This window comes from Holdemanella sp. MSK.7.32 (assembly GCF_024460475.1).
GTDB lineage: Bacteria > Bacillota_I > Bacilli_A > Erysipelotrichales > Erysipelotrichaceae > Holdemanella.
Map to the genome: position 1 here is coordinate 1 of NZ_JANFYN010000037.1, position 23,973 is coordinate 23,973.

General features: G+C 32.7%; 17 protein-coding genes. 9 read left to right on the forward strand and 8 right to left on the reverse strand.

Features of this window, described 5'->3' with window-relative positions; all coding sequences use genetic code 11:
- Positions 1-291 precede the first annotated feature (291 nt).
- Complete coding sequence (locus NE544_RS08860) at positions 292-885, forward strand: bifunctional 2-polyprenyl-6-hydroxyphenol methylase/3-demethylubiquinol 3-O-methyltransferase UbiG (protein ID WP_256269086.1); 594 nt, start codon at positions 292-294, stop codon at positions 883-885.
- The gene (locus tag NE544_RS08865; RefSeq protein ID WP_256269087.1) at positions 849-3,371 is read left to right on the forward strand and encodes a DEAD/DEAH box helicase; all 2,523 of its coding nucleotides are present in this window, start codon (positions 849-851) and stop codon (positions 3,369-3,371) included. Before NE544_RS08860 ends, NE544_RS08865 begins: the two co-directional genes overlap by 37 nt.
- 286 nt (positions 3,372-3,657) lie before the next feature.
- Here NE544_RS08865 and NE544_RS08870 read toward each other — a convergent pair whose 3' ends face one another.
- The 3 genes from NE544_RS08870 to NE544_RS08880 all read right to left on the reverse strand — a co-directional run bounded on the left by NE544_RS08870 (position 3,658) and on the right by NE544_RS08880 (position 6,194).
- Positions 3,658-4,851, reverse strand: coding sequence for a site-specific integrase (locus tag NE544_RS08870; RefSeq protein ID WP_009320106.1), 1,194 nt, complete (start codon positions 4,849-4,851; stop codon positions 3,658-3,660).
- Positions 4,852-4,929: 78 nt separating this feature from the next.
- Positions 4,930-5,133: an excisionase gene (locus NE544_RS08875; protein ID WP_002607397.1), complete on the reverse strand. Its 204-nt coding sequence runs from the start codon at positions 5,131-5,133 to the stop codon at positions 4,930-4,932.
- A complete protein-coding gene (locus NE544_RS08880; protein ID WP_259302594.1) occupies positions 5,133-6,194 on the reverse strand; it encodes a replication initiation factor domain-containing protein in 1,062 nt (353 codons plus the stop codon). The genes NE544_RS08875 and NE544_RS08880 overlap by 1 nt, the downstream gene beginning before the upstream one ends.
- A 487-nt stretch (positions 6,195-6,681) precedes the next feature.
- Here NE544_RS08880 and NE544_RS08885 point away from each other — a divergent pair, with 487 nt between their 5' ends.
- From NE544_RS08885 to NE544_RS08915, 7 genes are all read left to right on the forward strand, one after another.
- Complete coding sequence (locus NE544_RS08885) at positions 6,682-7,317, forward strand: helix-turn-helix domain-containing protein (protein WP_008819043.1); 636 nt, start codon at positions 6,682-6,684, stop codon at positions 7,315-7,317.
- A gap of 165 nt (positions 7,318-7,482) precedes the next feature.
- Entirely contained in the window at positions 7,483-8,163 is a 681-nt protein-coding gene (locus tag NE544_RS08890; RefSeq protein WP_008687246.1) for a dihydrofolate reductase family protein, read from the forward strand.
- A gap of 54 nt (positions 8,164-8,217) precedes the next feature.
- Positions 8,218-8,361, forward strand: coding sequence for a hypothetical protein (locus NE544_RS08895; protein ID WP_008687245.1), 144 nt, complete (start codon positions 8,218-8,220; stop codon positions 8,359-8,361).
- Positions 8,362-8,770: 409 nt separating this feature from the next.
- Positions 8,771-10,333 (forward strand): hypothetical protein, encoded by a 1,563-nt coding sequence (locus NE544_RS08900; RefSeq protein WP_256269088.1) that lies wholly within the window; start codon positions 8,771-8,773, stop codon positions 10,331-10,333.
- Positions 10,334-10,336: 3 nt separating this feature from the next.
- Entirely contained in the window at positions 10,337-12,517 is a 2,181-nt protein-coding gene (locus tag NE544_RS08905) for a hypothetical protein (protein ID WP_256269089.1), read from the forward strand.
- A complete protein-coding gene (locus tag NE544_RS08910) occupies positions 12,514-13,302 on the forward strand; it encodes a hypothetical protein (protein WP_256269090.1) in 789 nt (262 codons plus the stop codon). The genes NE544_RS08905 and NE544_RS08910 overlap by 4 nt, the downstream gene beginning before the upstream one ends.
- Positions 13,303-13,517: 215 nt before the next feature.
- On the forward strand, positions 13,518-18,797 hold the full coding sequence (locus tag NE544_RS08915; RefSeq protein ID WP_256269091.1) for a DEAD/DEAH box helicase: 5,280 nt from the start codon (positions 13,518-13,520) through the stop codon (positions 18,795-18,797).
- 314 nt (positions 18,798-19,111) lie between these two features.
- On the opposite strand, the gene NE544_RS12230 is transcribed toward NE544_RS08915, so the two are convergent.
- The 5 genes from NE544_RS12230 to NE544_RS08935 all read right to left on the reverse strand — a co-directional run bounded on the left by NE544_RS12230 (position 19,112) and on the right by NE544_RS08935 (position 23,880).
- Positions 19,112-19,330, reverse strand: coding sequence for an ATP-binding protein (locus tag NE544_RS12230; protein WP_370866082.1), 219 nt, complete (start codon positions 19,328-19,330; stop codon positions 19,112-19,114).
- A 468-nt stretch (positions 19,331-19,798) separates the two neighbouring features.
- Positions 19,799-21,067: a hypothetical protein gene (locus NE544_RS08920; RefSeq protein WP_256269092.1), complete on the reverse strand. Its 1,269-nt coding sequence runs from the start codon at positions 21,065-21,067 to the stop codon at positions 19,799-19,801.
- 89 nt (positions 21,068-21,156) lie between these two features.
- Positions 21,157-21,786, reverse strand: coding sequence for a L(+)-tartrate dehydratase subunit beta (gene ttdB / locus NE544_RS08925; RefSeq protein ID WP_256269093.1), 630 nt, complete (start codon positions 21,784-21,786; stop codon positions 21,157-21,159).
- Between the two features lie 20 nt (positions 21,787-21,806).
- Positions 21,807-22,718 carry a L(+)-tartrate dehydratase subunit alpha gene (gene ttdA, locus NE544_RS08930; protein WP_256269094.1) on the reverse strand — a complete coding sequence of 304 codons (912 nt, stop codon included), beginning with the start codon at positions 22,716-22,718 and terminating at the stop codon, positions 21,807-21,809.
- 226 nt (positions 22,719-22,944) lie between these two features.
- Positions 22,945-23,880, reverse strand: coding sequence for an AEC family transporter (locus NE544_RS08935; protein WP_256269095.1), 936 nt, complete (start codon positions 23,878-23,880; stop codon positions 22,945-22,947).
- Between the last annotated feature and the right edge of the window lie 93 nt (positions 23,881-23,973).

Consider the following 23,973-nt stretch of genomic DNA (forward strand, 5'->3'; position numbering starts at 1 on the left):
CATTACCCTATGTAATCTTATAGCGTATCTAGACCCCAACTATTTTTATATAGTCCAATTAACTTTCTCAACATTCCCATTTCTGGACCGGGCCCATTCCGGTCCTTTTATTTTGTCAAAAAAAGGCTGATTATTTTGTTAATGAAAACTCCATTTTATGGTAAAACACATTCTGTTGATTATCACAACAATCAACCCTTTGTATCATTTCACAACTTACTCAATTGAAATTGATTTGAATACAACTTCAAGATATTATATACACAGTATTAGATGGTATTAGAGGTATATATGATAAACAAAACATTGGACTACTATAATAAAAATGCTGAATCATTTATTCAAGGAACTGTATCAGCCAATTTAAAAGATATGCAAGATAAGTTTCTTAAAGAATTGTCTGGAAATAAAATATTAGATTTTGGTTGTGGATCCGGAAGAGATACGAAATGTTTTATTGAAGCTGGCTATGATATTGAAGCCATTGATGGATCTATAGAATTATGTAAAAGTGCCAGTGCATATACAGGCATTCAAGTAAAACACATGTTGTTTCAAGATTTGGATAAAGAGAATTATTACGATGGTATTTGGGCATGCTCTTCTATATTGCATTTACCAAAGCCAGAATTAAAAGATGTCTTATCAAAAATGAATAAGGCTTTAAAGGATGATGGAATCATTTACACATCCTTTAAATATGGAGATTTCGAAGGAGAAAGAAATGGAAGATTCTTCACAGATTTCACTTTAGATATTTTCAAAGACTTCATCCATGATGTAGATAACTTAATGATTAAAGAATACTGGATTACCACAGATGTAAGACCAGGAAGGGAGGAAGAAAAATGGTTGAATCTACTCCTTCAAAAGACCAATTCTTAGTTGAACACGCTGATTTTTCTTTAAGAGAAAAAATTAAATATCCAAATGGTGGAACATCCAATTTCTATGATAATGGAAAAGACATGGTCATTATTGATGAAGATATTTGTGAGCATAAATCTAGTGATCCTGTATTTTCATATATGCTGATCACAGATAAGCAAAATAATTATATGCACCAATTCAAAAGAGTTTTCCGTTTCTTAGGCTATTCTCATTTAGAAGTCGATAAATATCTTTCTAGAAAAGAAATTGTATTACCCACTAGTTATGCAAGAAGTGTTGGAGACAGAAGTGAACAATCCGATGTATCTCCATTAGAATTACATTTCGAAAAAAGTTTTTCAAATGCTTACGGCATGAATGCACTTAAATATATTTCTCGAGAATATGGTATTTGCGATGAAAATGGAAAGAATTATTTCCTTGATTATTTTGTACGAACAAAAGATGAAAAATATGCAGTGGAAGAAAACGGTGTAACGTATCATCATCCTCAGATTATAGGTGAAGAAAAATATAAAAACCAACTAGCAAAACAAAATACATGTGCTTCATGGGGAATCAAATTATTCCGTTTTTCTACTGAAGATTGTGCGTTTGAAAATCGTATTGAAGATGATATTAAACAATATTTTGGAAGTGATGCTTCTAAGTTTATTGATAATGGTTTAAAAATAGATAGATCCGTCGAATTATATGAACATCAATCCATTAGTTTACAAGAAATCCAGAAAAGAAGAGATGATGGAATCAAAGCATTTTTGATTGTACTACCTACAGCTGCGGGTAAGTCTAAAATAGTTGAGGAAGATTTACGTGAATTTGCCAAGAATAAGAAAGATTTTAAAGGATTAGTATTAGTTCCAGGAATCAATATCTTGGCAGACTGGAATCAAAGAGTGCATAATTCTTTGCCTGAACTAGAAGATAAAATTGATATAAGAACCTATGCATATATGGCAAGACATTATACAGAATTATCTTCAGATTATTATAATTATATAGTTGTTGATGAAGCTCACCATGCAGTGGCTCCCATACTAAAAAGAGTCATTCAATATTATAATGCAGATTTCACCATAGGATTGACTGCAACTGATCAAAGACCGGATAAGAAAAAATTAGAAACTGTGTTCGGTAGCTATTCCACCTCTCTGTCTTTAAAAGAAGCTATGGAGAAAGGAATTGTTGCCAAGGCAAATGTGTATCGAATTGAAACAAACATTGATCTTTCTAAAGTTCGTTTTAATGGTAAAGATTATGTAAATGCAGATTTAGAAAAAAGAATACGAGTGACTTCTAGAAATGAATTAATTGTAGATGTACTTAAAGAATACTTTACTTCTGGAGAAGCCAGCTTACGACAAGGTGTTATCTTTTGTGTTAATGTTTCACACGCAAATGAAATGGCTCGTCTTCTTAATAAAGCAGGAATTGCTGCGGCTAGCTACACTGGGCATACAAAAAATCCTGCATCTGTCATGGATGATTTCAAGAACAAGAAAATCCGATTTCTTTGTACTTGTAACATGATTTCTGAAGGATGGGATTATCCTGAACTTGGTATTTTAGTTATGGCTAGACCCACTCTTTCTAAAGTTCTTTATCTACAACAAATAGGTAGAGGGCTACGAAAAACTAACACAAAGAAAAATGTGATTGTTATTGATGTTGTTGATAAATATGGAGCTATGATCAAGGCTTGTAATATGCATACTATATTTGCCAATCCATATTATGTACCATTTGGTGATATCACAATAACAAATTACACGCCTGGCGAGATGTTAGTTGTGGATGGAATTGAAGAACGTATTGAGCGTATTACTGAAGTAGATATCAATACATTTGAAGATAAATATGGTGATTATTTAAGCCAAGAACAACTCGCACGAGAATACTTTATTAACACTGGAACCGTAACAAGTTGGATTAAAAAAGGAAAAATCAAGCCTAGTGTAGAATACAAATTTGGAAATAAATCCTTATATTTATTTAGTCCTGATGATGTTGAAAAATACCGAAAAGAACTAGGTATAAAAGAACATAATAATGATACAATCAAACAAGACTTCTTTGAATTCTTAGAAGAAAGAGATTATTCATTATCTTATAAAATGCCATTCTTATTAGCATTCGTTAAAAATGTTGATTCAATCGGTGATGCTAAAATAGATGATGTTTTGAATGACTATATTGCATTCTATCAAGACAGAATCGATAGAGGACTACAGGTTGATCGTAGTACATGTCCATACAATGAAACTACTCTAAAAGATAGAAAAGCAATCTGCAGAAATATGTTAACAAATCCATTTGAGAAATTTGAACGTAAAAGATTCTTATATTATTCAAAAGACTTGAGCATTATCGCAATGAATCATGCTCTATATAGTAAGATGAACAAAGAAGATTGGGATAGAATTAAATCACAAATGCAAGAAGATTTACAACACTATTATTCTGATATGGGTGGAATATAAAAATTATTATTAAGGCTCGGTTGTATCAATCAAATTAACCGCGCTTTTTTTATTCTGCTTACATTTAATTAACTAAATACACATTTGAATCATCAACATAGATATCATAAATTTCTTATAAATTATATATGTGTTTTTGACTATCTTTTTATATCTTCTTAAATGTCCGCAAAGCCTTATTTTATCGGCTCTACGGGCATTTTGCTTTTGTGGTAAACCTCACATATCTAGGTCTATCTTCTTATATTTTCTCTATCAAACGTGGTTAAAATCGTGGTAAATACTTCTATGCAATTAGACGCTGAACCTCTGATTTTGCGGTATCTATGGACGCATGAGCGTACCAATTCATTGTGATACTAATGTTTGAATGCCCCATGATATACTGTAAATCTTTTGGGTTCATGTTCTTGCTTGCCAGCCTTGTGCAGAACGTATGGCGTAGCGTATGCGGTGTGATATGTGGCAAGGGATTGTCTTTGTGGTGCTTGTTGTATTTCTTTACCATACGGACAAATAAGGCGTTGTAATCAATCGCAACTTTTGGCTTGTCCTTATGATTGACAAATAGGAAATTGCCCCGTCCGTCTATCACAAATGGTTCTGCCTTTGGGCGTTTCTTCATAACCCGTTGAAATGCCTGTATCGTTTCTCTGCTTAATGGTACTTGCCTTATTCCGCTTTTCGTCTTAGGCGTTTCAATATAATAGCCTTGTTCCTTGCTCTTTAGTAACTGGTGGTCGATAATCACAACTTCATTCTTGAAATCAATATCGGCTACTGTCAGTCCGCACAGTTCCGAGATACGAAGTCCTGTTTTTAACAGTATCAGCACATCATCATAATACTTGTGATACACATTGTCCGTCTTGATGAATGAGAGTAAGGCTTGTTCCTGTTCCTCTGTCAATGCAACTTTCTCTTTGGTATCATTTTCTAGGACTTCACTTAACTTGAAATCAAAGGGATTTTTCCTTACGCAATCGTCTTGTATGGCGATATAGAATGACGCTTTTAACGAGCGTTTATGGTTGTTAATGGTATTGTAGGAAAAGCCTTTGTCTTTCATGCGTACCGCCCATTCTTTAGCGTCAGAGGGCTTGATTGTATCAATGCTCCTAGCACCCAACTTGTCCTCTTTCAATAACCGCATGAGTTGTTCCCGTTGTTTCATTGTGCTTTTCTTCACATTTGCCCTCTGTGCGTTCTGTTTGGCATAGAGTTGGCAAAGCGTCATTTTCTTGCCTGTGCTGTCGATACCGTCCTCAATATCCCGTCTTATCTGCTGTTCCAGTTCTCGAAGTGAGGGTTTTTCCCGTTTTCCCTTTGGTGTCGGGTCTGTGGGTGTCAATCTCCAAGCATACACATATTTTGTGTTTCCAAATGCGTCTACATATTTATATAAGTATTTTCCGTCTGTTCGTTGGCTCTCTCCAGTATGCAGGATACGACCTTTGCTATCCCGTCTTTTTTCTTTCATGGTGTCTGCTCCTTTCCTTGTTGGAAAGAGCCTTGATATGACTTGTGTTCATCATAACACATACAAGGCTCATTTGCATTAGATTGCGTCCAATTTGTCAATGACCTGTTCAAACTGTCGGCGTTTAATCTGTATGCGGTTGCCATTCATAATGAGCCAGCCAGCGTCCTTGTTTTCCTCTGCCAATCGTCTTAACTTGTTTTCTCCAATGCGGAAATACTTTGACGCTTCTTCAATGGTAAGGGTGTATTTTTCCCATACGGGAATATCGTTGTTATTCATCAGATACCCCCTTTCCCATGTTTTGTGTCATACTGGATATAGGGGATAAGGTCGGTGCGGTTTATCCTCTGTAAATGGGCGGTTAATTTACTGGAAAGGGAATTGCTGTATCTTGCCTTATCAAGCATAGTTCCTACTTTTTCCAGTCCACCTAATGCGTCATGTTCTTCCAAGAAATAAAAACTTTTGACAGCGGAAATGACGCCACCCTCTGTGAGCCATTGCTGTGTTTCTTCAAGGGAATTATGCTGCTTTGGTACTTGCAGTTTCAAGACTTCCACAGCCCCTAAAAAGCGTTCCCAAAATCGACACGTTTTCCACCTGCTTTTATTACTTTCGTTTCTGTTTGGCACGACAAAGCGTAGGTTGTTTGCCAGTAGCCCGAAAGCCAGTTCCCCAAGTTCCAGCGGTCTGTCCTTAAATGTCATGGCAAAAACATGAGCCTTATCATCACGCAGTTGCATTTCTGTTCGTTTCCAACTGCCGACTTCCTCAAGCGTCTTATTATGTTTTGAACAGACTTCCTTATCCTTATCATAAAAGCGGTAGGATAATCCAGATTTTCCAGCACCGATATAAACAGTCTTTGCGGTGTCGAAATCGTCAAACTTGCTTTCATCAAAGTGGTAGCCCTCACTATTGGAGATAAATTCCTCTTTTTCGCATTTCTTCTTTATCTGCTCTATGGTAAAGAATGGCTTTTCGTTCTTATCATCAATGGCAATATCAAGTCTTGTGAAATGAAAATTATCCAGTCCGTATCTTCGCTCACAGCGTCGGAACATATCCCCAAAGGTATAATTCCTACTGTCGAGAATACGGAAAATATCATCACAACCTCTGCCAGTCATAACAAGATAACAGCCTAGCCCCTGTGGGTTGTCCTCTGTCTTTCTTGCGTCCCCCGATACATAAATATCTCCAATCTGCCAGCGTGCTTGATAGGTTTTGTATTTAATGCTTGCCGGATAGACATTGAAAATATCAGTCGGTAAACCTAAAATGTGCATGATTACATCTTCAGCGGTTGCCGTTTCAAATACAATGCTGATGTAATCAATCTTAACGGATAAATTTTTGTGTGTAGTTATAGTGCATTACTCCTTTCGTATGCCCCGTTTTTTTGCGGGGTAAAAATCGTGTTTTGTCCTTTATTTATCACAGTTTCTAGGTACTATGACATGTATGCGCAGGGCGGTGTTACATATACGCCCTCTGCGAACGCCGAAAGGCGTTCCCTTTCCAAAAGGAACTGTCTGTCCGCTCCACGTCTGGGGGACGTGTCCCGTCCAGCCAGCCCCTTTTGGAAACCATGATTTTCGGTCTGATAGTCCATGCCTGTTCATGCTGTCAAAGCGAAAACAACTCATCTATATGCTTACTCAAGTGTGTGATTGACCCTAGCGTGCTTAATCACTTCATCTGATACGATAATAACGCCAGCAGGATTACTTGTCAAGAAGTTTTTATTGACTTTTCAAAACAAAATAAGTATGATAGGCTTATAAACAGAAAGAAAAGCAACGAAAGGAGCGGTTATACTAAGTTATGGAGGGTTATATAAAGAAAATGATTTTCTTAGGAGAGAACATACAGACCATAAGAAAACACAGGAAAATGAAACAGCAGGAGCTTGCGGACAAAATCGGTATCAATATGCAGAGCCTTTCCAAGATTGAAAGAGGGGTAAACTATCCTACCTTTGATACGCTGGAAAAGATAATGGACGTGCTGGGAGTAACGCCCAATGAATTATTGTCGGGAAAATGGAAGTATGTTAATCAAGCCGAAAAGGAAGTCTGCCAGTTTTTAAGGACGGAAGAACGCCTAAATGCAGAGTTGAAACATGGACACTATGATAACTTCTTTGACAGCGAAGAAGAATGGCTGGAGTATGAGCTGGAACAGTTGCGGAAATACATCACAGACTATATCAACGGAACGGAGATACAAGCGTCCGACCTTTACCCTATCAAGGAATTTATCCAGCACTTGAAATTTCAGAAAATATTAAACCGCTATGATGATTTATACAGCATGGATATGTTTGGGGAAAGCACAGACGGACACAAGTACGGTACGCCTTATCAGGTTGTAAAAATGATAAACCCCAATTCAAAAGAAGATATGGAACTGTTACGGGAAGTATTAAGGAATAATCATTTTGATAATGAGGACGAGTAGCCTTTTTTCTTTTCTGTGTTGGGTAATCAAGAGGAAGAAAGAAGTGTGCATTTTCAAGGCAGAAAAATATCAAAGGGTATGCTGATTTTTGTTGTGGCGGATATATGGAACTGTTATAATATGGATATGAAGAAAGCGAATTGGAATTTGTGGAGGAAAGATAAAATGGATAGACCTATTACAACATTGTTTATGCTAATGTCTGTTGATGGGAAAATAAGTACTGGTGCAACAGATGATTTGGATGTAGATAAGGATTTTCCTAAAATTAAAGGCGTTAATGAGGGATTACACCAATATTACGAAATAGAGCAGACAACAGATTTGTGGTCTTTCAACTCGGGTAGAGTGCAAGAAAAAATGGGAGTAAATAAAAAGAAAATACCAAGGAAAACACCGGTTTCCTTTGTTGTAATTGATAATAAACATTTGAATGAAAATGGTATTCGCTATTTTTGTGCTTTATCAAAAGAGTTTGTGCTGATTACGACGAATACAAGACATCCTGCCTTTAACGTAGAGGATGAAAATCTTCATATCATATACCAAAATGAATTATCCTTAAAAGATGCACTTATAAAACTTAAATCGGAATATGGTTGTGAGAGAATAACAATCCAGACTGGAGGAACATTGAATAACTTATTTCTTCGTGAAAAGCTGTTTGATTATGTAGATATTATTATTGCACCTGTTTTGATTGGCGGCAAGGATACTTCTACTCTAATTGATGGAAAGTCTTTGACAGAAGAATGCGAATTATCAAAATTGGGTGTTGTGAAGTTGCAAGAATGTGTAGTTTTGGAGAACTCGTATCTTAGATTACGCTATGAGGTGATTCATTGACAAATCCCAGTTTATATAACTGGGATAGATTTGCAGTTGTGGAGGTGGTTGATTATGGAATATACTAAAAAGAAAAATTGGATAATAGCAATCGCTGTTGCTATCGTTTATTTAACAATAAGTATTCTCTTTGATTTGTGGTTTTTTTCTTGGATTATATGGGTTGCCTATGCAATTTATAGATTTATCGTGAAATAGATAAATCCAAGCTGTTCAGAAGTACAAATCTCAGTTTGACAATTTCATATCCGTACATAAAAAGACACCGCTTAAGTTAAGGGTGTCTTTTTAGCGCTATTTTATTGTCATATCAAGGCTCAATCAATCGTGGTAAATTCGTGGTAAAATGAATGATTTTCTATACTTCAAAATACTTGAAAACATAGTATTTATGTGGATAATCTAAAAATAGATATAAAATTTGAAAGATACATAATTAATTTCAATAAGGTTATAATCATTTATTTCTATTTACTATTCTAAAGCTCGATTTAATAAACTATAATATATTTATCGGTTATCTCTTTATTTTATAAGTATTTAATTACTATTTCTATCAAATTGAATAATCATATTAATAATAAAATATTAGAAAGGGGGAGAATTTATGAAAACTGCATTAGACAATTATGAATTAGGAAAACAACAAGAAGTTAATGCAGATAACTTTTCATTTGTTATCAGAGATCAATATCGTTTTTTATGTCCAGAGTGTCTAGAAAGCGTAACTATGGTCAACGGTAAATCCTCTAAATACTTTAAACATCATAAGAAAACAAAAAGCAGTATTGAATGTGATCGAAGAGTTGAATCACAAGGTACAAAATCTATTCCAGAGCGTGTCGGTTTGCCACTTTTTCTACGTAAAATCAACGATAAATATATGTTATACATGGGTTTTAGACCATTACCAGATTCACTATTGAATCAAGTAGAAAAAGAAGATGCTTGTTTAAAAATCATTAAGAAACACTCAAATCAATACCAAAAATATTATATTAATCATCAAAATTTTTCATCTGAAAATATTGTTTATAAGAAGGTAGAATTTCTTGATTTAAATAACTTAGAAATACAATTCAATTCAACGCATTCAAAAGAAATTCAATCAATTTGGTCAAATTATATTGAAACATCTATCACAGATCGAGGCGCATTATTTCAATGCGGAAATTACGGTGGAAAAATCATACGAGTCGGCGATTGTATATCCACATATAAGCCTTATCTTTGGGTTAAGCCAAAGTTATATAACATTTCAGATTTATCCTTTAATAATGCTTTAAATTTCAAAAAAATCGGTAGTTTTACCATAGAACATCGAGAGTTTGATGTTTATGAAGGAAGAATTGAAATTCATTCCTCTGAAAAAAATCGTTTTGAAAGAGTAGCTCGATATTTACAAGTTAACCTTAAAGTTTTTTTATTGGATAGTGAATCAACTATTTCAGCAATTTGGCCTCCAGTAGTGAGAACAGAAAATGGATATCAATCAAATAAACCAACACACATGTATTTTATTATTCGTTCTAATAATGCCATACCAAAAGTATATTTATATAAAAATAATTCAGCTACCCCATATAACATTAATATCCGAAAAATAGAAGACTCATTTATTGGAAAAACATTCATTTCAACAATTGATCAAATTATCAACGTAGATAGAAGAGTTATATCAAACGGAACATATTTACGTGCTAAAGAATTAAATCAAATTTGTGAATGTAAATATTCTGAAAACCTCAACGTAGTAAGTGAAACCATCACATTCTCACCTTATTCTATAACATTTGTCACTAACGCAAGTACGGACGTATATTTCATAGATATAAGCAATCATATTAGTAAGCAAAAATTTGAGGATGGTCATATAACATTAAATATCGAAAAGAAATACAAATACATTTATATTTTATGTAATAATCATTTGATTAAAGTATTTAGTATTATAAATACTAGTTATGATGAATCTCAAACAATTATACAAGATATCATAAATTCTTTTAAATCATCCTGTACCACAATAGAAGTTGCTCTAACACCAAGAATAGTAAGCAACATGCAGTCATTGGTAAAAAAAGATAGAAGATTAAAAGATATTCTAAATTCGATATTACAAAAAAATAAAATACCATTAAAAATTGTAAGAATACTAGAAGGGAAATAAATAATGAACAATAATTATAATGATGAATACTATTCAATTGTTGCTGCATATAACCAAAACGGAAATCTTTGGTACTATCGTTTGGCAGATATTGATACAGAAAGTGGCAAAATAATTGAAGCAACATACAACACTGATGATGATAGCTATGTATATGAACCTGTTACTTTATATTCAAAAGATCCAAATAAGATTGAATATAAACCTATTATATTAAAATGGAAATATGATGAATTTGATGAAAGAAAGCAATATACTGAAAAATGCGAACTAAAAGGGAAAATTTATGAACTAGCTTTTTTATCAAATAATGTAATCGATCAAGAATATAATGAAAACAAAATACGAAATATTCTTTCAACAGGATTCCACATTAGTAACTCTTTAAACAATGACTTTTTACTTGTCATTAGTCAAAGCAACAATTCTTATACTACTTTATTATGCACACAAAAAATGTTCAAAGAAAAAAAAGAAATTAACGAATCTAACTCAGATATAAAATGTATTTATTTTGATAAAAATTCTAATGATTTATTAAATTCACAGCCAGTTCTCGATATTTATAATATCCCCTATAAATCAATAGTATCAAACGAAGCTTTATTAGATCATCCTTTTAGTAAAAGTATTGATATCGAGTATAGATATTTTTTTGATAGCTTGCAGTTACCAAAAAAACAAGGAACTTTCTTATTAAAAAATGCCGATGATTATACATTGACATTCTTCAAAAAATATCTAAAAGAAATGAAAGATGTGTTATCTTTATCAAATAAAGATAGAACAAAATTTATCAATATTATTCAATCTATAGACAAATCAAAAGAACTAATCGAAGAATTCAAAGAACATACCGGCTATAATACCGAAGTATTACTAGAAAGCTTCAGTAAAAAAGGAGCGGAAGTCGTAAACTCAATTAGTAAAGAAAATGAAATGTTTACTGTTTTAAAAGATTTTTTGATTTCAGATCAAAAATTTTATGATAGTTGTTTATCGCAAATTAAAATAGATTGGGAGAACTCTTCTGATTTCAAAGATAAGCAAAAAAAGCGAGAAGAAAGAGAACTATCTTTACTAGTAGAAATAGATCAAACCACCAATGAATTAAACACCTTAAAAGATACAATAAAACAATTTCATAATGAAAAAGAACAATTACTTGAGGAAAAGGAACAATTACTTAAGGAACAAGTCCAATTAAACAATAATATCACTGAACTTAAAGTAGAAAAATATAACGTTACAGAATCTATAAATAAAGCATTGAATGAATATAAAACTGATATTGTTACTGTAATAAAAAATGTTGCTCCTTTAGAATTAGTCAAACAAAGCAACATAAGCGAAATACCAAAAGGGTATTTACATCAAAAAAATAAGGACGCACATTTTTCTCAAAAAGTTAAATTTTATGAAGGTGGAAGCATACAAGATTTTTATGAAGATTTAGAAGAAAATATATCACTATACTATACCGATAATAGAAGTTGTGAAATTACTGCAAGTATATTAGCTTCAATATTATGTAAAAAAGCACTAGTCGTAGATGAGTGTATAGGTGAAACAATTGCGGATTGTATTTCTTGTTTGTGCGATAAAAAACCATGTGATAGATATATCATCCATAAAGCAGATATTGATGTATCAAAATTATATTGCTCCCTTAAAGAAAACAAAAATCAAATCATTTATATAAACGGTATTTTAAATTTATTTAATGAACAATTGATGAAGCAGTTAATTAAACTCTTCCCTAAAAAAATATTTATATTCAGTATAGATGAAGAAAACATGGGTAATCTTTCAAGAAATTTATGGAAATATGCCACATATATCGACTTAGAAAAAAATTATTCAGATATTAACAATAGCTCTGAAATCATAATCTCCAATTACAATATTAATGAATTGAATTATACTTTGCCTTCTTCAATTAAAGATAAAAAAATAACTCAAAACCCCGTACTAAGCGATTATCAAAAAGTAGAAATTTCAAAAATATTAAATTATTATTCAGATTTTATTAAATCTGAAATAACACCAACTTTCTGTATAAATCAAATAATATTGAATATGGGAATAAATAGAGAAAAAACGCAGAAAGTAATTTCTGATCTTTATTCTGAAGAAACAATATCAGATAGTATTATCGATAAAGTAATGGAAGATACACTATGAAAAATGAATTAATAAAACAATTAAGCACAGATTTAAAAATCTCATTTTTTAAATATGAAAGTGAAAAGTCTTTTTATTCACGGTTGATATACAGTGCATTATCGGATTGGATGAAAATGTGCATTTTAGATCGTACCAATGAGGAGCATGTTGACTGTAAAAGCAAATCATATATTCGAATTCGCTGTGAAGAAATATTACAAGATTTCCTTCGCATATTCCCGGAATGTAGAGATTACTTTTATAAAAATAGTGACAATAACGAGAACCACCCTATAAATGTTTTACGTAATAAAATGATAGTCAACATGGAACTTATTTACAAAAGTGGAAACATTTATCTACCTAAAGGAATAATCCAATCTATTAATCCAAATTATTCTAGAATTTTAGGTATAGATGGTATGCGAAAAAAAAGCCATGGAATAACCAAATTAGTTAATAATATAGAAGAGAAAGTTATTGAAAAAATACCATTTGATGATTGTGATGATTTTTATAAAGTACTTTTCAAAAATATAAAATGGGAACCTTTTAATGATTATTCAATAATTGAAGTATTAGATCCAAATAGTACAATTTCGCCCTACAAAAGTTGGAAAGATGTTTATGTGATGGATGAACATGAAGTATATTTATCAAAAATTGAAATCAACCCAACCCAAAAAGAATATTTTTGGATTAAAAAAGATAATAATAGTATTCTAATTTCTAAAGTTAATGAATATTATGTCTTGCATCAAGAAATAAGACGATTTATCCTATGGCAAAGAAAAAAAACATAACTGCCCAATTGCTCTTAAATATCAGACAGATGGTAATTATACAGCTATTACATTTTTTGCACAGATACCATTACGAGAGCAAAACATATTAGATACCTATGGATGGCCGAAAGATTATATTCAAAATAAATTTAGCTATATTTTTTCAAACGACATATGGGCAGAAATCAAAAATATGTTAGTAGATTTAAACTTCGAATTGGAGGAGGATGATTATGGAAGAATTTAGTGTCCAGAGTACGCATGAAGCATTAAAAAATAAACTATTAGATTATATTACTACAGCTTATTTTGGAAAAAACGATGATCTAAGAGAAATGTGTATTGATGAAATAAAGAAAAAAGGCGTTTTATGGCAAGAACCTTACATTGAAGCAAATACTGCATATAAAAGCATAAATAATGGTATAAGTAATAGTAATTTACCAGAAGATGTAAAAGAAATACTAGCATCTTTAGTAGATTATAAATTAGGTGTCTTTTCTTCTCCATATCAACATCAGATTGAAGCAATAGAATCATTTTATAACGGAAATGATTTATTGGTTGCAACAGGTACTGGTTCGGGAAAAACAGAATGTTTCATGTGGCCCATGGTTACAAAATTAATCCGTGAAGCAAAGAATACTCCAAAAACATGGAGCATACATGGAGTCAGAGCAATTATGCTTTATCCAATGAATGCTTTAGTTACAGATCAAATAGGGCGATTAAGAAAAATGATTGGAGACTCTAAAGGTGATTTTCACCAATTATTTGACAAAATATGTGGTGAAGATAATAGATATCCAACATTTGGTATGTATACAGGTAGGACGCCATATCCAGGAAATCAAACGCTTAGTAAAGATTCAGATTTAGCAGATACATTAGAAAGAGATTTAGTAAATAAATCCCCTGAAATTCAAGAGCAATTATTTAACTTAGGTAAATTTCCATCAAAACATAACCTTAAGCATTATATTGAAGAATTACGAAACGGACATCACGTAACTGATTTTTTTGATGCAGAAATGATAACAAGATTAGAAATGCAAAAAGAATCACCAGATATTTTAATTACAAACTATTCAATGTTGGAATACATGCTAATGAGAACTGTGGAACAAAATATCTGGAAGCAAACAAAAGAATGGTTAAATTCAAGTGCTGAAAATAAACTATTATTTGTTATTGATGAAGCTCATATGTACAAAGGTGCATCAGGTGGCGAAGTAGCTCTTCTAATACGTAGATTTCTTAAAAAATTAAATATAGATAGAAGCAAAGTTCAATTTATATTAACAACTGCAAGTATGCCATCCGATTCAACTGAAACTATAAATCAATTTTTTTGCGATCTAACCGCAACAAGTAGTGCTCACAACTTAAAATATATTACAGGTGTAAAAGAAGAATTAGATTTAAAAAACATGATAGAACCTGACCCTCTATTACTAAGTTCTTTTGACATTTCAACATTGCATAAACCTTCACCCGAAAAATTAAGGGCATTAAGGAAATTTGCTGAATTAGCAAATTTGGATTATAAAACTTGTTCATTTGATAACGAAAAAGATGTTGAGAATTGGTTATATAATAATTTAAGCCATTTCGGTCCTTTACTAAGAATTATGAAAACTTGTCGTGGAAATGCAACATCATTTAGTCAACTATCAAAAGAAGCATTTCCAAATCAATCAATTGAAATAGCTAAGCAGGCCACTAGTGTAGTTCTTGCAATTGCTCCAATTGCTAAAAATAAAAATGGACAAGTATTATTTCCATCTAGACTCCATATGTTATTTAGGGGGTTATCTGGAATGTATGCATGTTCAAATCCAAATTGTACTGAAAAACATATAAATAACAACTTGCCTATAGGAAAAATCTATTTCGGTGTACATGATGATATTTGTAAATGCGGGGGAAGAATATATGAACTAATAAACGATAGAGCTTGCGGTGCATTATTTTATAAAGGATATATGGATGAGAATGATTCAGAACAATACATTTGGAATAAAAAGAGTATAGACAACGAATCTTTTAAAGAAGTACATTTTTACATTATACCTGAAAATATAAATTTTATTTCTCGAGGGAAAAATAAAATTCAAACTGTATGGCTCAATTCTCTTACGGGACGAATAGAAACAAATGACAATCACGCAGGCCACAAACATTACGTCAACCTTGCATACTCTCAAGAACCATCTAAAGATAATCCAAATATTTTAACATTTAAGTCCTGTCCAAAATGTAAAAAAACTCGTTTGTCATTAACTGATTTTTCAGTTAAAGGAAATGAGCCATTTTATAATATCGTATCTGAACAGTTGCACGTCCAACCTCAAACAATATTTGATAAGGAACAATTAGAAAACAATCCAAATGGTGGTAGAAAAGTACTTCTATTCTCAGATAGTCGGCAAAAAGCGGCAAAGCTTGCAAAAGAATTAACAGAAATCTCTGATGAAGATGCACTACGTACGGCAATTGTAATATCTGCAAAAATTTTAGAAGAGTGGTCTTTAAAGCATGGCAAAGAAGCAACAATGAATTTACTATATACTGTTTTTTTGCAGGTCGCATCAGAAAATAATCTTCGTTTTTTCTATGGCCAAACTGAAGAAAAATTAGCTAAAGATATAAAAGCATTCATAGATAACAAAATGCGTCAAGAACAAAGAGCTCAGCGTCGCGGAAAGAAATATGAATTGGATTATGATAAGTTAAGAAAAGAATTATTTTCTCAAACTCCTGATCTATTCTCAAAATATCTTTTAAAAGACTTGTGTAGTAACTTTAGGTCTCTAAGCGATTTAGGTCTTTGTTGGGTTGAACCATTAGAAAGTGTTTTTGAAGATAAATATGATGAACTAACAGAAGATGATAAAGTTGATATAGATTATGAAGATTTTAAAAACCTTTGTATTTCCTGGTTTACAGATGAGTTAACAGATAATTTTGCATATGACCCTAACATTACATTTGCAACACGGAAAAGTATTTCTAAATATCCAAGATTTGGGATAGAAGCAGATGAAAAATTGGCTTCTAAATATAAAAAGATATTATTAGAACATAATTTATCCGAAAATGATATTGATAAAATCTATAACATAATGAAAAGTTTTATCGTGCAAAAAAATTCAGACACATATTTCTTAAACCCAGAATTAATCACTTTAAAATATGGAGTGGATAGTACTTGGTATAAATGTCCAATATGTGGAAAAATTAGACCTGTAACTCTTTGGGGAAAATGCGGATCATGCGGTGAAGGGACTCCAACAAAAATGGGTGATAAAGATTTTGAAACTTTAGATTTTTGGAGAAAACCTATTTTAAACACATTATCTAATAGCGAATATGATTCAATGGTTAGAATAAATACTGAAGAGCATACAGCCCAACTTTCCCATAAAGACCAAAAAATGAATACTTGGTCAACAACTGAAGAGTATGAAATGAGATTCCAAAATATTGATATAGAGCAAAAGGGACCTGTAGATATATTAAGTTGTACAACTACAATGGAAGTTGGAATTGACATTGGCTCTTTAACAGCAGTAGGACTAAGAAATATACCCCCAATGAGAGAAAATTATCAACAAAGAGCTGGTAGAGCTGGAAGACGAAGTTCAGCAATATCAACAATTGTTACATACACAGATAATGGGCCTCATGATAGTTATTACTTTTATCATCCAGAAAAAATTATTTCTGGAGAACCTAGTTCACCTGGAATAGATATAAAAAACGATAAACTAATTATTAGGCACATTTCAGTATGCGTATTAACTAATTATCTATTAATTAACGGTACAGATGCTAACGAACTTGGTATTATCACATTTATAAATGATTATTTAAATAATTTCATAGTTTATTTAAATAAATGGAATCCAACTTCATCAGAAATAGATATTTTAATTCCTAAAGAAAAGCAATGCTTTATAGAAGAATATAAATCACAATTAGAACAACAACTAACAGATCTCAAAAATAAAGTAAATTCTTTTAAAGAAAACTATTACAAAGAGAATGATTATGGAAATAAAGAAGAAAAAAATACTTTAGACATTCTTCTGGAAGAAGGTATTTTCCCAACTTATTCATTTCCTAGAAATGTGGTTGGATTTCAAATAGAAGGAGAATATGGTAAAAAACTTGTTCAACAACCCGATCGTTCTTTAGATATAGCTATCAGTGAATATGCTCCAGGAAAAGTCCTCGTTGTTAACAAGAAAACATATAAATCAGGAGGAATATATTCATTCCATTCTAAATTCAGCTCTGAATACGCTGATAATCCAGCTAGGCCATACTTTAACAGCAAAGACTATTACAAACCAATATATTATTGTGCAAATAAATCATGTAATTGGGTATCTACTGAAGAACCACAAAATGGTGTATGTCCTTTCTGTGGAGAATCAAATATAAAACAGCAAAACCTCCTTAAACCATGGGGATTTGGTCCTGTTAATGGAACAAACATTAACGATGCAGAAGCAGATGCTGAAATATCATACGCGGAAGATCCTTGTTATTCAACACCAATCAAAGATGAAGATATGACTAAATTTCCAAAATACAATTCTTTACGGTATGGTAGATTAACCAATCAAACCTTATTGATTATGAATCAAGGTCCAGCTGGTAAAGGATTCACAGTATGTGGTGATTGCGGAGCTGCAGTTCCAGGAGATAATCCAAAAGAATTAAACAAAATTAAACAGCCTTACACATATCCTTATGGTAGAGGAAAAGAATGTAAACATTCCGGAAGAGTATACAATACATTTTTAGGACATCAATTTTTGACTGATATGGTCTTATTTGAAATAAAGATGGATGAAAGATTAATAAATTGCGATTTGAATGGTTTATGGATAGATAGTGCTGCATTATCCTTATCTGAAGCTGTGGCATTGGCTACAACACAATTATTAGATATAGATTTTAATGATATAAAATCTGGATATCGAATTCGTCAGGCACAGAATCAAATCTACATTGACATTTACTTATTTGACAGCCTTTCCAGCGGTGCAGGTTATAGTTCTCTATTAACAGATAAAATAGAAGAGTTATTTAATTTAACAAGAGATATTTTACATTGCCACAACAATTGTGTAACTGCATGTCATGATTGTTTAGAGCATTATTGGAATCAAAAAATACATAGTAAACTTAATCGACATTTTGCATTACAACTATTGGACTGGATGCAAAATAATAAATTAGCCAAAGCTATTGATTTTGATAAACAAGTATTAATGATAAAAGGATTAAAAGAACTTTGCTTTACAGATAATAAATTTGAAATTTCAATTTCAAATGATGAAATATTGATAAAGTCAAACAACAAGATTAAAAAATTAGTAATTTATCCAACAATGTGGAATATTACAGATGTGAATAATTCAAAAATATACATATCAGAAAGCCTATTAATTAAAGATCTTCCTTCAGTTTATAAGAAAATAACTGATATGATTCTATAACATTTTCACCTTATAAACCTATATTTAATCTTTCTGGGTTGTAATTATTAATTACTAAAAAGCACAAGAGGTTGAACATAAAAATGTTACAACCTCTTTTTATTTTACGTGTAATTGACGGCTAATTTGGTGTGCTTCTAGCGGTCATATCGGTTTCGAATGACGTTTGAATCGGTGCAACATGACATACAACCGGTGTAATAGGACCTCCTAGGTGTTCCGCTATCTGAAGTCCAAGAAATACACTACATAAGTCCACATAATCCGTTAAAGAAATCCATCTTTCTTAAATCTTGATACGTTATACAAGTCCACTAAAAAACACGATCAACTGCGTTTTTTTGGTATTTCATATCTTTTAATTTAGAGTATGTTTCTCTTAATGATTTTCCATGTAATGTAAATAAATAAAATGAATTAATTATTCTATCTAATATTGCATCCGCTATAGGCCCACCTTTTAATAATTGATGCCAACCATCCAATGAATATTGACTACTTGTGTTATACTCTATATGCTCGAAAATTACTATCTGAACACATTTGAGCTAAGATTTCATTTTGATGCTTCATTGTATAAAATCCAAACTCTCAAGACAAAAAAATCAAAAACACATCCCAAAACTTATTTTAGAAAGAAACTTATATACAAATAGATAACATCATGTTAAACTTAATACGTTGATTAACTCACTAATCAACATCTCCGAGGGTTGGCGCCATTTCACATTTATTTAAGCCAACTCTTTTTTGTAAAGAATTCTAAAATCACATTTAATCTTAATGCAGGAACACACAAGTTCCTGTTTTTTGTTTTAAATTGATTTGAATACAACTTCAAGATATTATATACACAGTATTAGATTGTATTAGAGGTATATATGATAAACAAAACTTTGGACTACTATAATAAAAATGCTGAGGTTTTATAAAGCAGTGTAATAGTACAATGGCATTTAAAAAGCCCACAGAAAATTTTCTGTGAGCAGACGAACTCAACTCTATTCTATTTTTTTCCAATTATTATATACATTCCAACAAACTTGTTGAATGATTTTTGCCTGTTCTTCTGTCACCTTTCCTCCAGGCATTCCAAAAGTATGAGATACTGGAATTCCCAATCCTTCCGGACTTTCTTCAAACACCTGCGCATACAATAAACAGGCTGCAATATAGTTTCCTATATTATTCTGATGTCCGTAATCCCCACCTTCTTCTTTAGATAAATAAGGATTCACCGATAAGCCACATTGTTTTCTAAGTTCCCAATATCCTAAGCATACCGGTAGCACTTCTGTATCCTTTCCCAGCATTTCCGCCATTTTCAAATACCACTCAGCATTTGTTTGTGCCATATCTTCAGTGGTCATGGTAAGTATATAATTATCTCCGTCTCTATTATACACATCTCCAGGCATCCCCGATTTCCATGGTTTGATATGCATATCTTGAAGATAGCCATACTGATATGCATGTGGCGCCCAGAGAATCATTCTCCCCGCCTTGCCACGTATTTTATCATGTAATATTTTTGCTCCCTGCAACATTCCTGATCGCTGTTTATAATCTTTCGCACCAATCTGACCACTATAAGTTTCCACGGCCTCATTACTATTTCCGGCTACAACAAAATAATCATAATATTCATTACTTTCAATTAGTTTCTCACACTGCCTAACCCTTTCTTCACACCCTTCCACAAGGCCTGCATAATGAGCAATTCCTGTTCCTGACCAATAGCTATAAGCTACTCTTGCATTCCATCCACCCATTTTTGCCAGTTCCCTGAAATAATAATAAGAGCTATCCCACAATCCGGTAAAACTATGCCCACAAAACGCCATTTTAGGACCTCTAGCTATAAAACAAATTTTTACCTGTAAAGGACCCTCTTCACTCTGAAAAACAAGTTCTCTTTCCCATTTTTCGTCTGAATCTGCATCCGGCCATACCAATGCATCATGAGGTTCTCCATCAAAAATACCAGTGTCCTTATGAAAGAATTTTGTATTTATATTTCTCGGCTTTCCTTCAAAATAAGCAACAGGATGAAATTCACTACGCTTCTTATTCAAATCAGTTTCTTCTTTATTTTCTATCCATTCACAATGGGCGGCAATCGCATTAATATGGTAGGAATAACTTTTCTGTTCTCTCAGAATCTGTACATCCAGATCATTTAATTCAAATGTATTTGCATTATAAATTCCAATTCTCTGCAAACTATGCCATTTCACCTGAATACCATAACGCTTGTTCTTTTCTGTCATTTTCCTACCCTTCCTCTTTTCAAACTCCATCCAATATTAAGTAATAAATGTTTATAATATCTGTTACTCAATTCACACATTTTATCTGCTTATTTGATAAATCCAACCTGCTTACTGATGATCTCAATCTGTTCATCTTTCTTCTTATTGTATTCTACTTTTTTCTCTTCAAAATAGTTTTTTCCATAAGCATCAATGGACACAATCAAAGGACCGAATTCTTTTACGTGACAATGCCATAAAGTCTCTGGCATCCCCAAATCTTTCCACTGTGCTTCCACAATCTCTTCTACCTCGGTGGCTGCCACAACAGCATTTCCTGCTGGGAATACGCAATGAATTGCACCAAAGTCCTTGCAGGCTCTCTGTGTATTTTCTTTCATACCACCTTTACCAACAATAACCCTGACTCCAGTAGTCTCTACGAATTCATACTCAAATTTTTCCATTCTCATAGAAGTTGTCGGGCCTACTGATACCATTTCATATTGTTCATCTCCAAGTGGACGGATGATTGGTCCTGCATGAAAGATTGCCGCATCTTTAACATCTACAGGAATATCTCTTCCTTCCTCTACAACACGGCGATGTGCCACATCACGACAAGTCGTAATATCACCTGTCAAAAATACAATGTCACCGATATGAATATCTTTCAGATCCTCTGCAAATATGGGTGTTATCAGAATTTTCTTACCACCTTTTATTTCAACTGCCATTGTTAATTTCTCCTTCCGAATTAATTCTCTTCCTTATATTCAAAACCAGTATGCGTATCTATTGTAAAGTTCAGATCTTTATCAAAAACGATATGTCCTCTTCTGTGGCTCCAACATCCCACATTTACAGCAACACCAATTGCTGAGGGATGACGCGCAGTATTCTCGATATTGACACCCATGACAGAATAATTTCCACCCATGCCCTGTGGACCAATCCCAATGGCATTGATGCCATCTTCCAACAGTTTCTCCATCTTAGCTACCTTTTCATTATCATTATGAACTCCAATTTGTCTCATCAATGCTTTTTTAGAATTCAATGCTGCAGTCTCCACTGAAGTGCCTACACCAACACCTACTAGCAATGGTGGACAGGCATTTAATCCATAAGAAGTCATACGATCCAGTACGAACTTTGTCACACCTTCATATCCTTCTCCCGGCATCAAAACCGTAGCATTACCAGGAAGCGTACATCCGCCACCAGCCATGTAAGTATAGATTTCACACTGATCTGAGTTTGGAACAATATCCCACCATACCGTAGGGGTTCCTTTTCCAACATTTTTCCCAGTATTGTACTCATCAAATGTCTCAACGGAATTGTGACGTAGTGGAGTCGCAAACGTAGCCTGTACTACCGCATCTTTTAACAATCCTTCAAGATCATCAATAAAAGGAAATTTTGTACCACATTTTACCCAGAACTGTAACACCCCAGTGTCCTGACAAGAAGGGCGATCCATTTCCAAAGCCAGTTTCTGGTTACGGAACATGGTATCATAGATAACCTTAGCCATGGGAGTATCTTCTTTGTCTCTTAGTTCCTGCAATTTTGCAATGACATCATCTGGCAGTTTCTTCGCAGTAAATCCTACAAACTGTGCCATGACATCAGTTAATTTTTTTACCTGTGCCTCTTTTGACATATCTTTTTACCTCCAATATTTTTTATTCATTTATGTTACAGTGTCAGTTTTTCTTATCTCTAAAAATTAATTTCTAAACATATAACGCACTTAAAATATACTATCTTGCTTATAATCATCATTGTATATAACTCACTATATTGAAATTATGCGAGATATTCTTGTAAATAATGTGTCATTCCATTTCTTTTGCCTCTGAAAAGCACTTGGAAATGCTTTAGATCAACTAAATCAATCCAAACGCTTTTAATATCGTTAACCAGAATGTAATACTAAAAGCACTCAGTAGTGTTGTAAGCATCACAACACTCGATGTCAAAACACCTTTATGCCCCATACTTTTAGCCATTACAAAAGCCGATACCGTTGTACTTGATCCACACATTATCAATATGGCAACTATGGCTTGATTTCTGAATCCTAATAGAGCTCCTATTGGTAAGAAGATGGCACAAAAACCAATTAATTTCATAAACGTGCAGAATAAAGATGGTTTTAATTCCCCTTTTGCCTGATTGAAATCAAAAGTGGCCCCCATAGCCATTAAACCAAGTGGTGTTGCCGTACTTGCGATCATAGAAATCGTTTTATTGATGACTTGTGGTAATTTAAATGGTAATAAACTAACAAGTACACCTACCACAATACCTAGAATTAGTGGATTCTTTAAAATTCCAATGAATGTTTTCTTATAATCAACCTTTGATTGTTCCGCTTTAAAAAAAGATAGAATTACAACTGAAACCACATTATACACAAATACCACACTCATCAACATTAAAGGAGCTACCCCTACGTCGAGATAAATATTCGATGTTAATGCAAGTCCTAACAGAGCTGCACTACTTCTATAACAAGCTTGAATAAATTCACCTTGAATCGCTTTATCTTTTAATCGCAATGAAAATAATATAGATAATATAATACTAATCGATGTAGCTACAACACAAAATACGACAAATTTTGTATCCCAAAGAGTTTTAAAATCTGACTGTGATAAATCAACAAACAACAATAGTGGCAATGACACTTTAAAGACAAATGAATTTAATTTCGATGCCAGTACGTCATCCAACACATTGATTTTATTTAAGAAATAACCAACAACCATCAATAGAAAGATGGGAATTGTTGCATTTAAACTAAATATTAAATTTTCCATAAAACTCCTTAAAATTTAATATTTTAAAATCCCTTTCTACTCTACTCACGCACTACACCACTTTCTTTTGCCGCATCTGCAACTGCTTGAGCC

What these genes read in the sequence shown, in the direction of transcription:
- NE544_RS08860 (WP_256269086.1), top strand. Translation starts at nt 292, where the DNA reads ATGATAAACAAAACATTGGACTACTATAATAAAAATGCTGAATCATTT.
- NE544_RS08865 (WP_256269087.1), top strand. Translation starts at nt 849, where the DNA reads ATGGTTGAATCTACTCCTTCAAAAGACCAATTCTTAGTTGAACACGCT.
- NE544_RS08870 (WP_009320106.1), bottom strand. Translation starts at nt 4,851, where the DNA reads ATGAAAGAAAAAAGACGGGATAGCAAAGGTCGTATCCTGCATACTGGA.
- NE544_RS08875 (WP_002607397.1), bottom strand. Translation starts at nt 5,133, where the DNA reads ATGAATAACAACGATATTCCCGTATGGGAAAAATACACCCTTACCATT.
- NE544_RS08885 (WP_008819043.1), top strand. Translation starts at nt 6,682, where the DNA reads ATGGAGGGTTATATAAAGAAAATGATTTTCTTAGGAGAGAACATACAG.
- NE544_RS08890 (WP_008687246.1), top strand. Translation starts at nt 7,483, where the DNA reads ATGGATAGACCTATTACAACATTGTTTATGCTAATGTCTGTTGATGGG.
- NE544_RS08895 (WP_008687245.1), top strand. Translation starts at nt 8,218, where the DNA reads ATGGAATATACTAAAAAGAAAAATTGGATAATAGCAATCGCTGTTGCT.
- NE544_RS08900 (WP_256269088.1), top strand. Translation starts at nt 8,771, where the DNA reads ATGAAAACTGCATTAGACAATTATGAATTAGGAAAACAACAAGAAGTT.
- NE544_RS08905 (WP_256269089.1), top strand. Translation starts at nt 10,337, where the DNA reads ATGAACAATAATTATAATGATGAATACTATTCAATTGTTGCTGCATAT.
- NE544_RS08910 (WP_256269090.1), top strand. Translation starts at nt 12,514, where the DNA reads ATGAAAAATGAATTAATAAAACAATTAAGCACAGATTTAAAAATCTCA.
- NE544_RS08915 (WP_256269091.1), top strand. Translation starts at nt 13,518, where the DNA reads ATGGAAGAATTTAGTGTCCAGAGTACGCATGAAGCATTAAAAAATAAA.
- NE544_RS08920 (WP_256269092.1), bottom strand. Translation starts at nt 21,067, where the DNA reads ATGACAGAAAAGAACAAGCGTTATGGTATTCAGGTGAAATGGCATAGT.
- ttdB (WP_256269093.1), bottom strand. Translation starts at nt 21,786, where the DNA reads ATGGCAGTTGAAATAAAAGGTGGTAAGAAAATTCTGATAACACCCATA.
- ttdA (WP_256269094.1), bottom strand. Translation starts at nt 22,718, where the DNA reads ATGTCAAAAGAGGCACAGGTAAAAAAATTAACTGATGTCATGGCACAG.
- NE544_RS08935 (WP_256269095.1), bottom strand. Translation starts at nt 23,880, where the DNA reads ATGGAAAATTTAATATTTAGTTTAAATGCAACAATTCCCATCTTTCTA.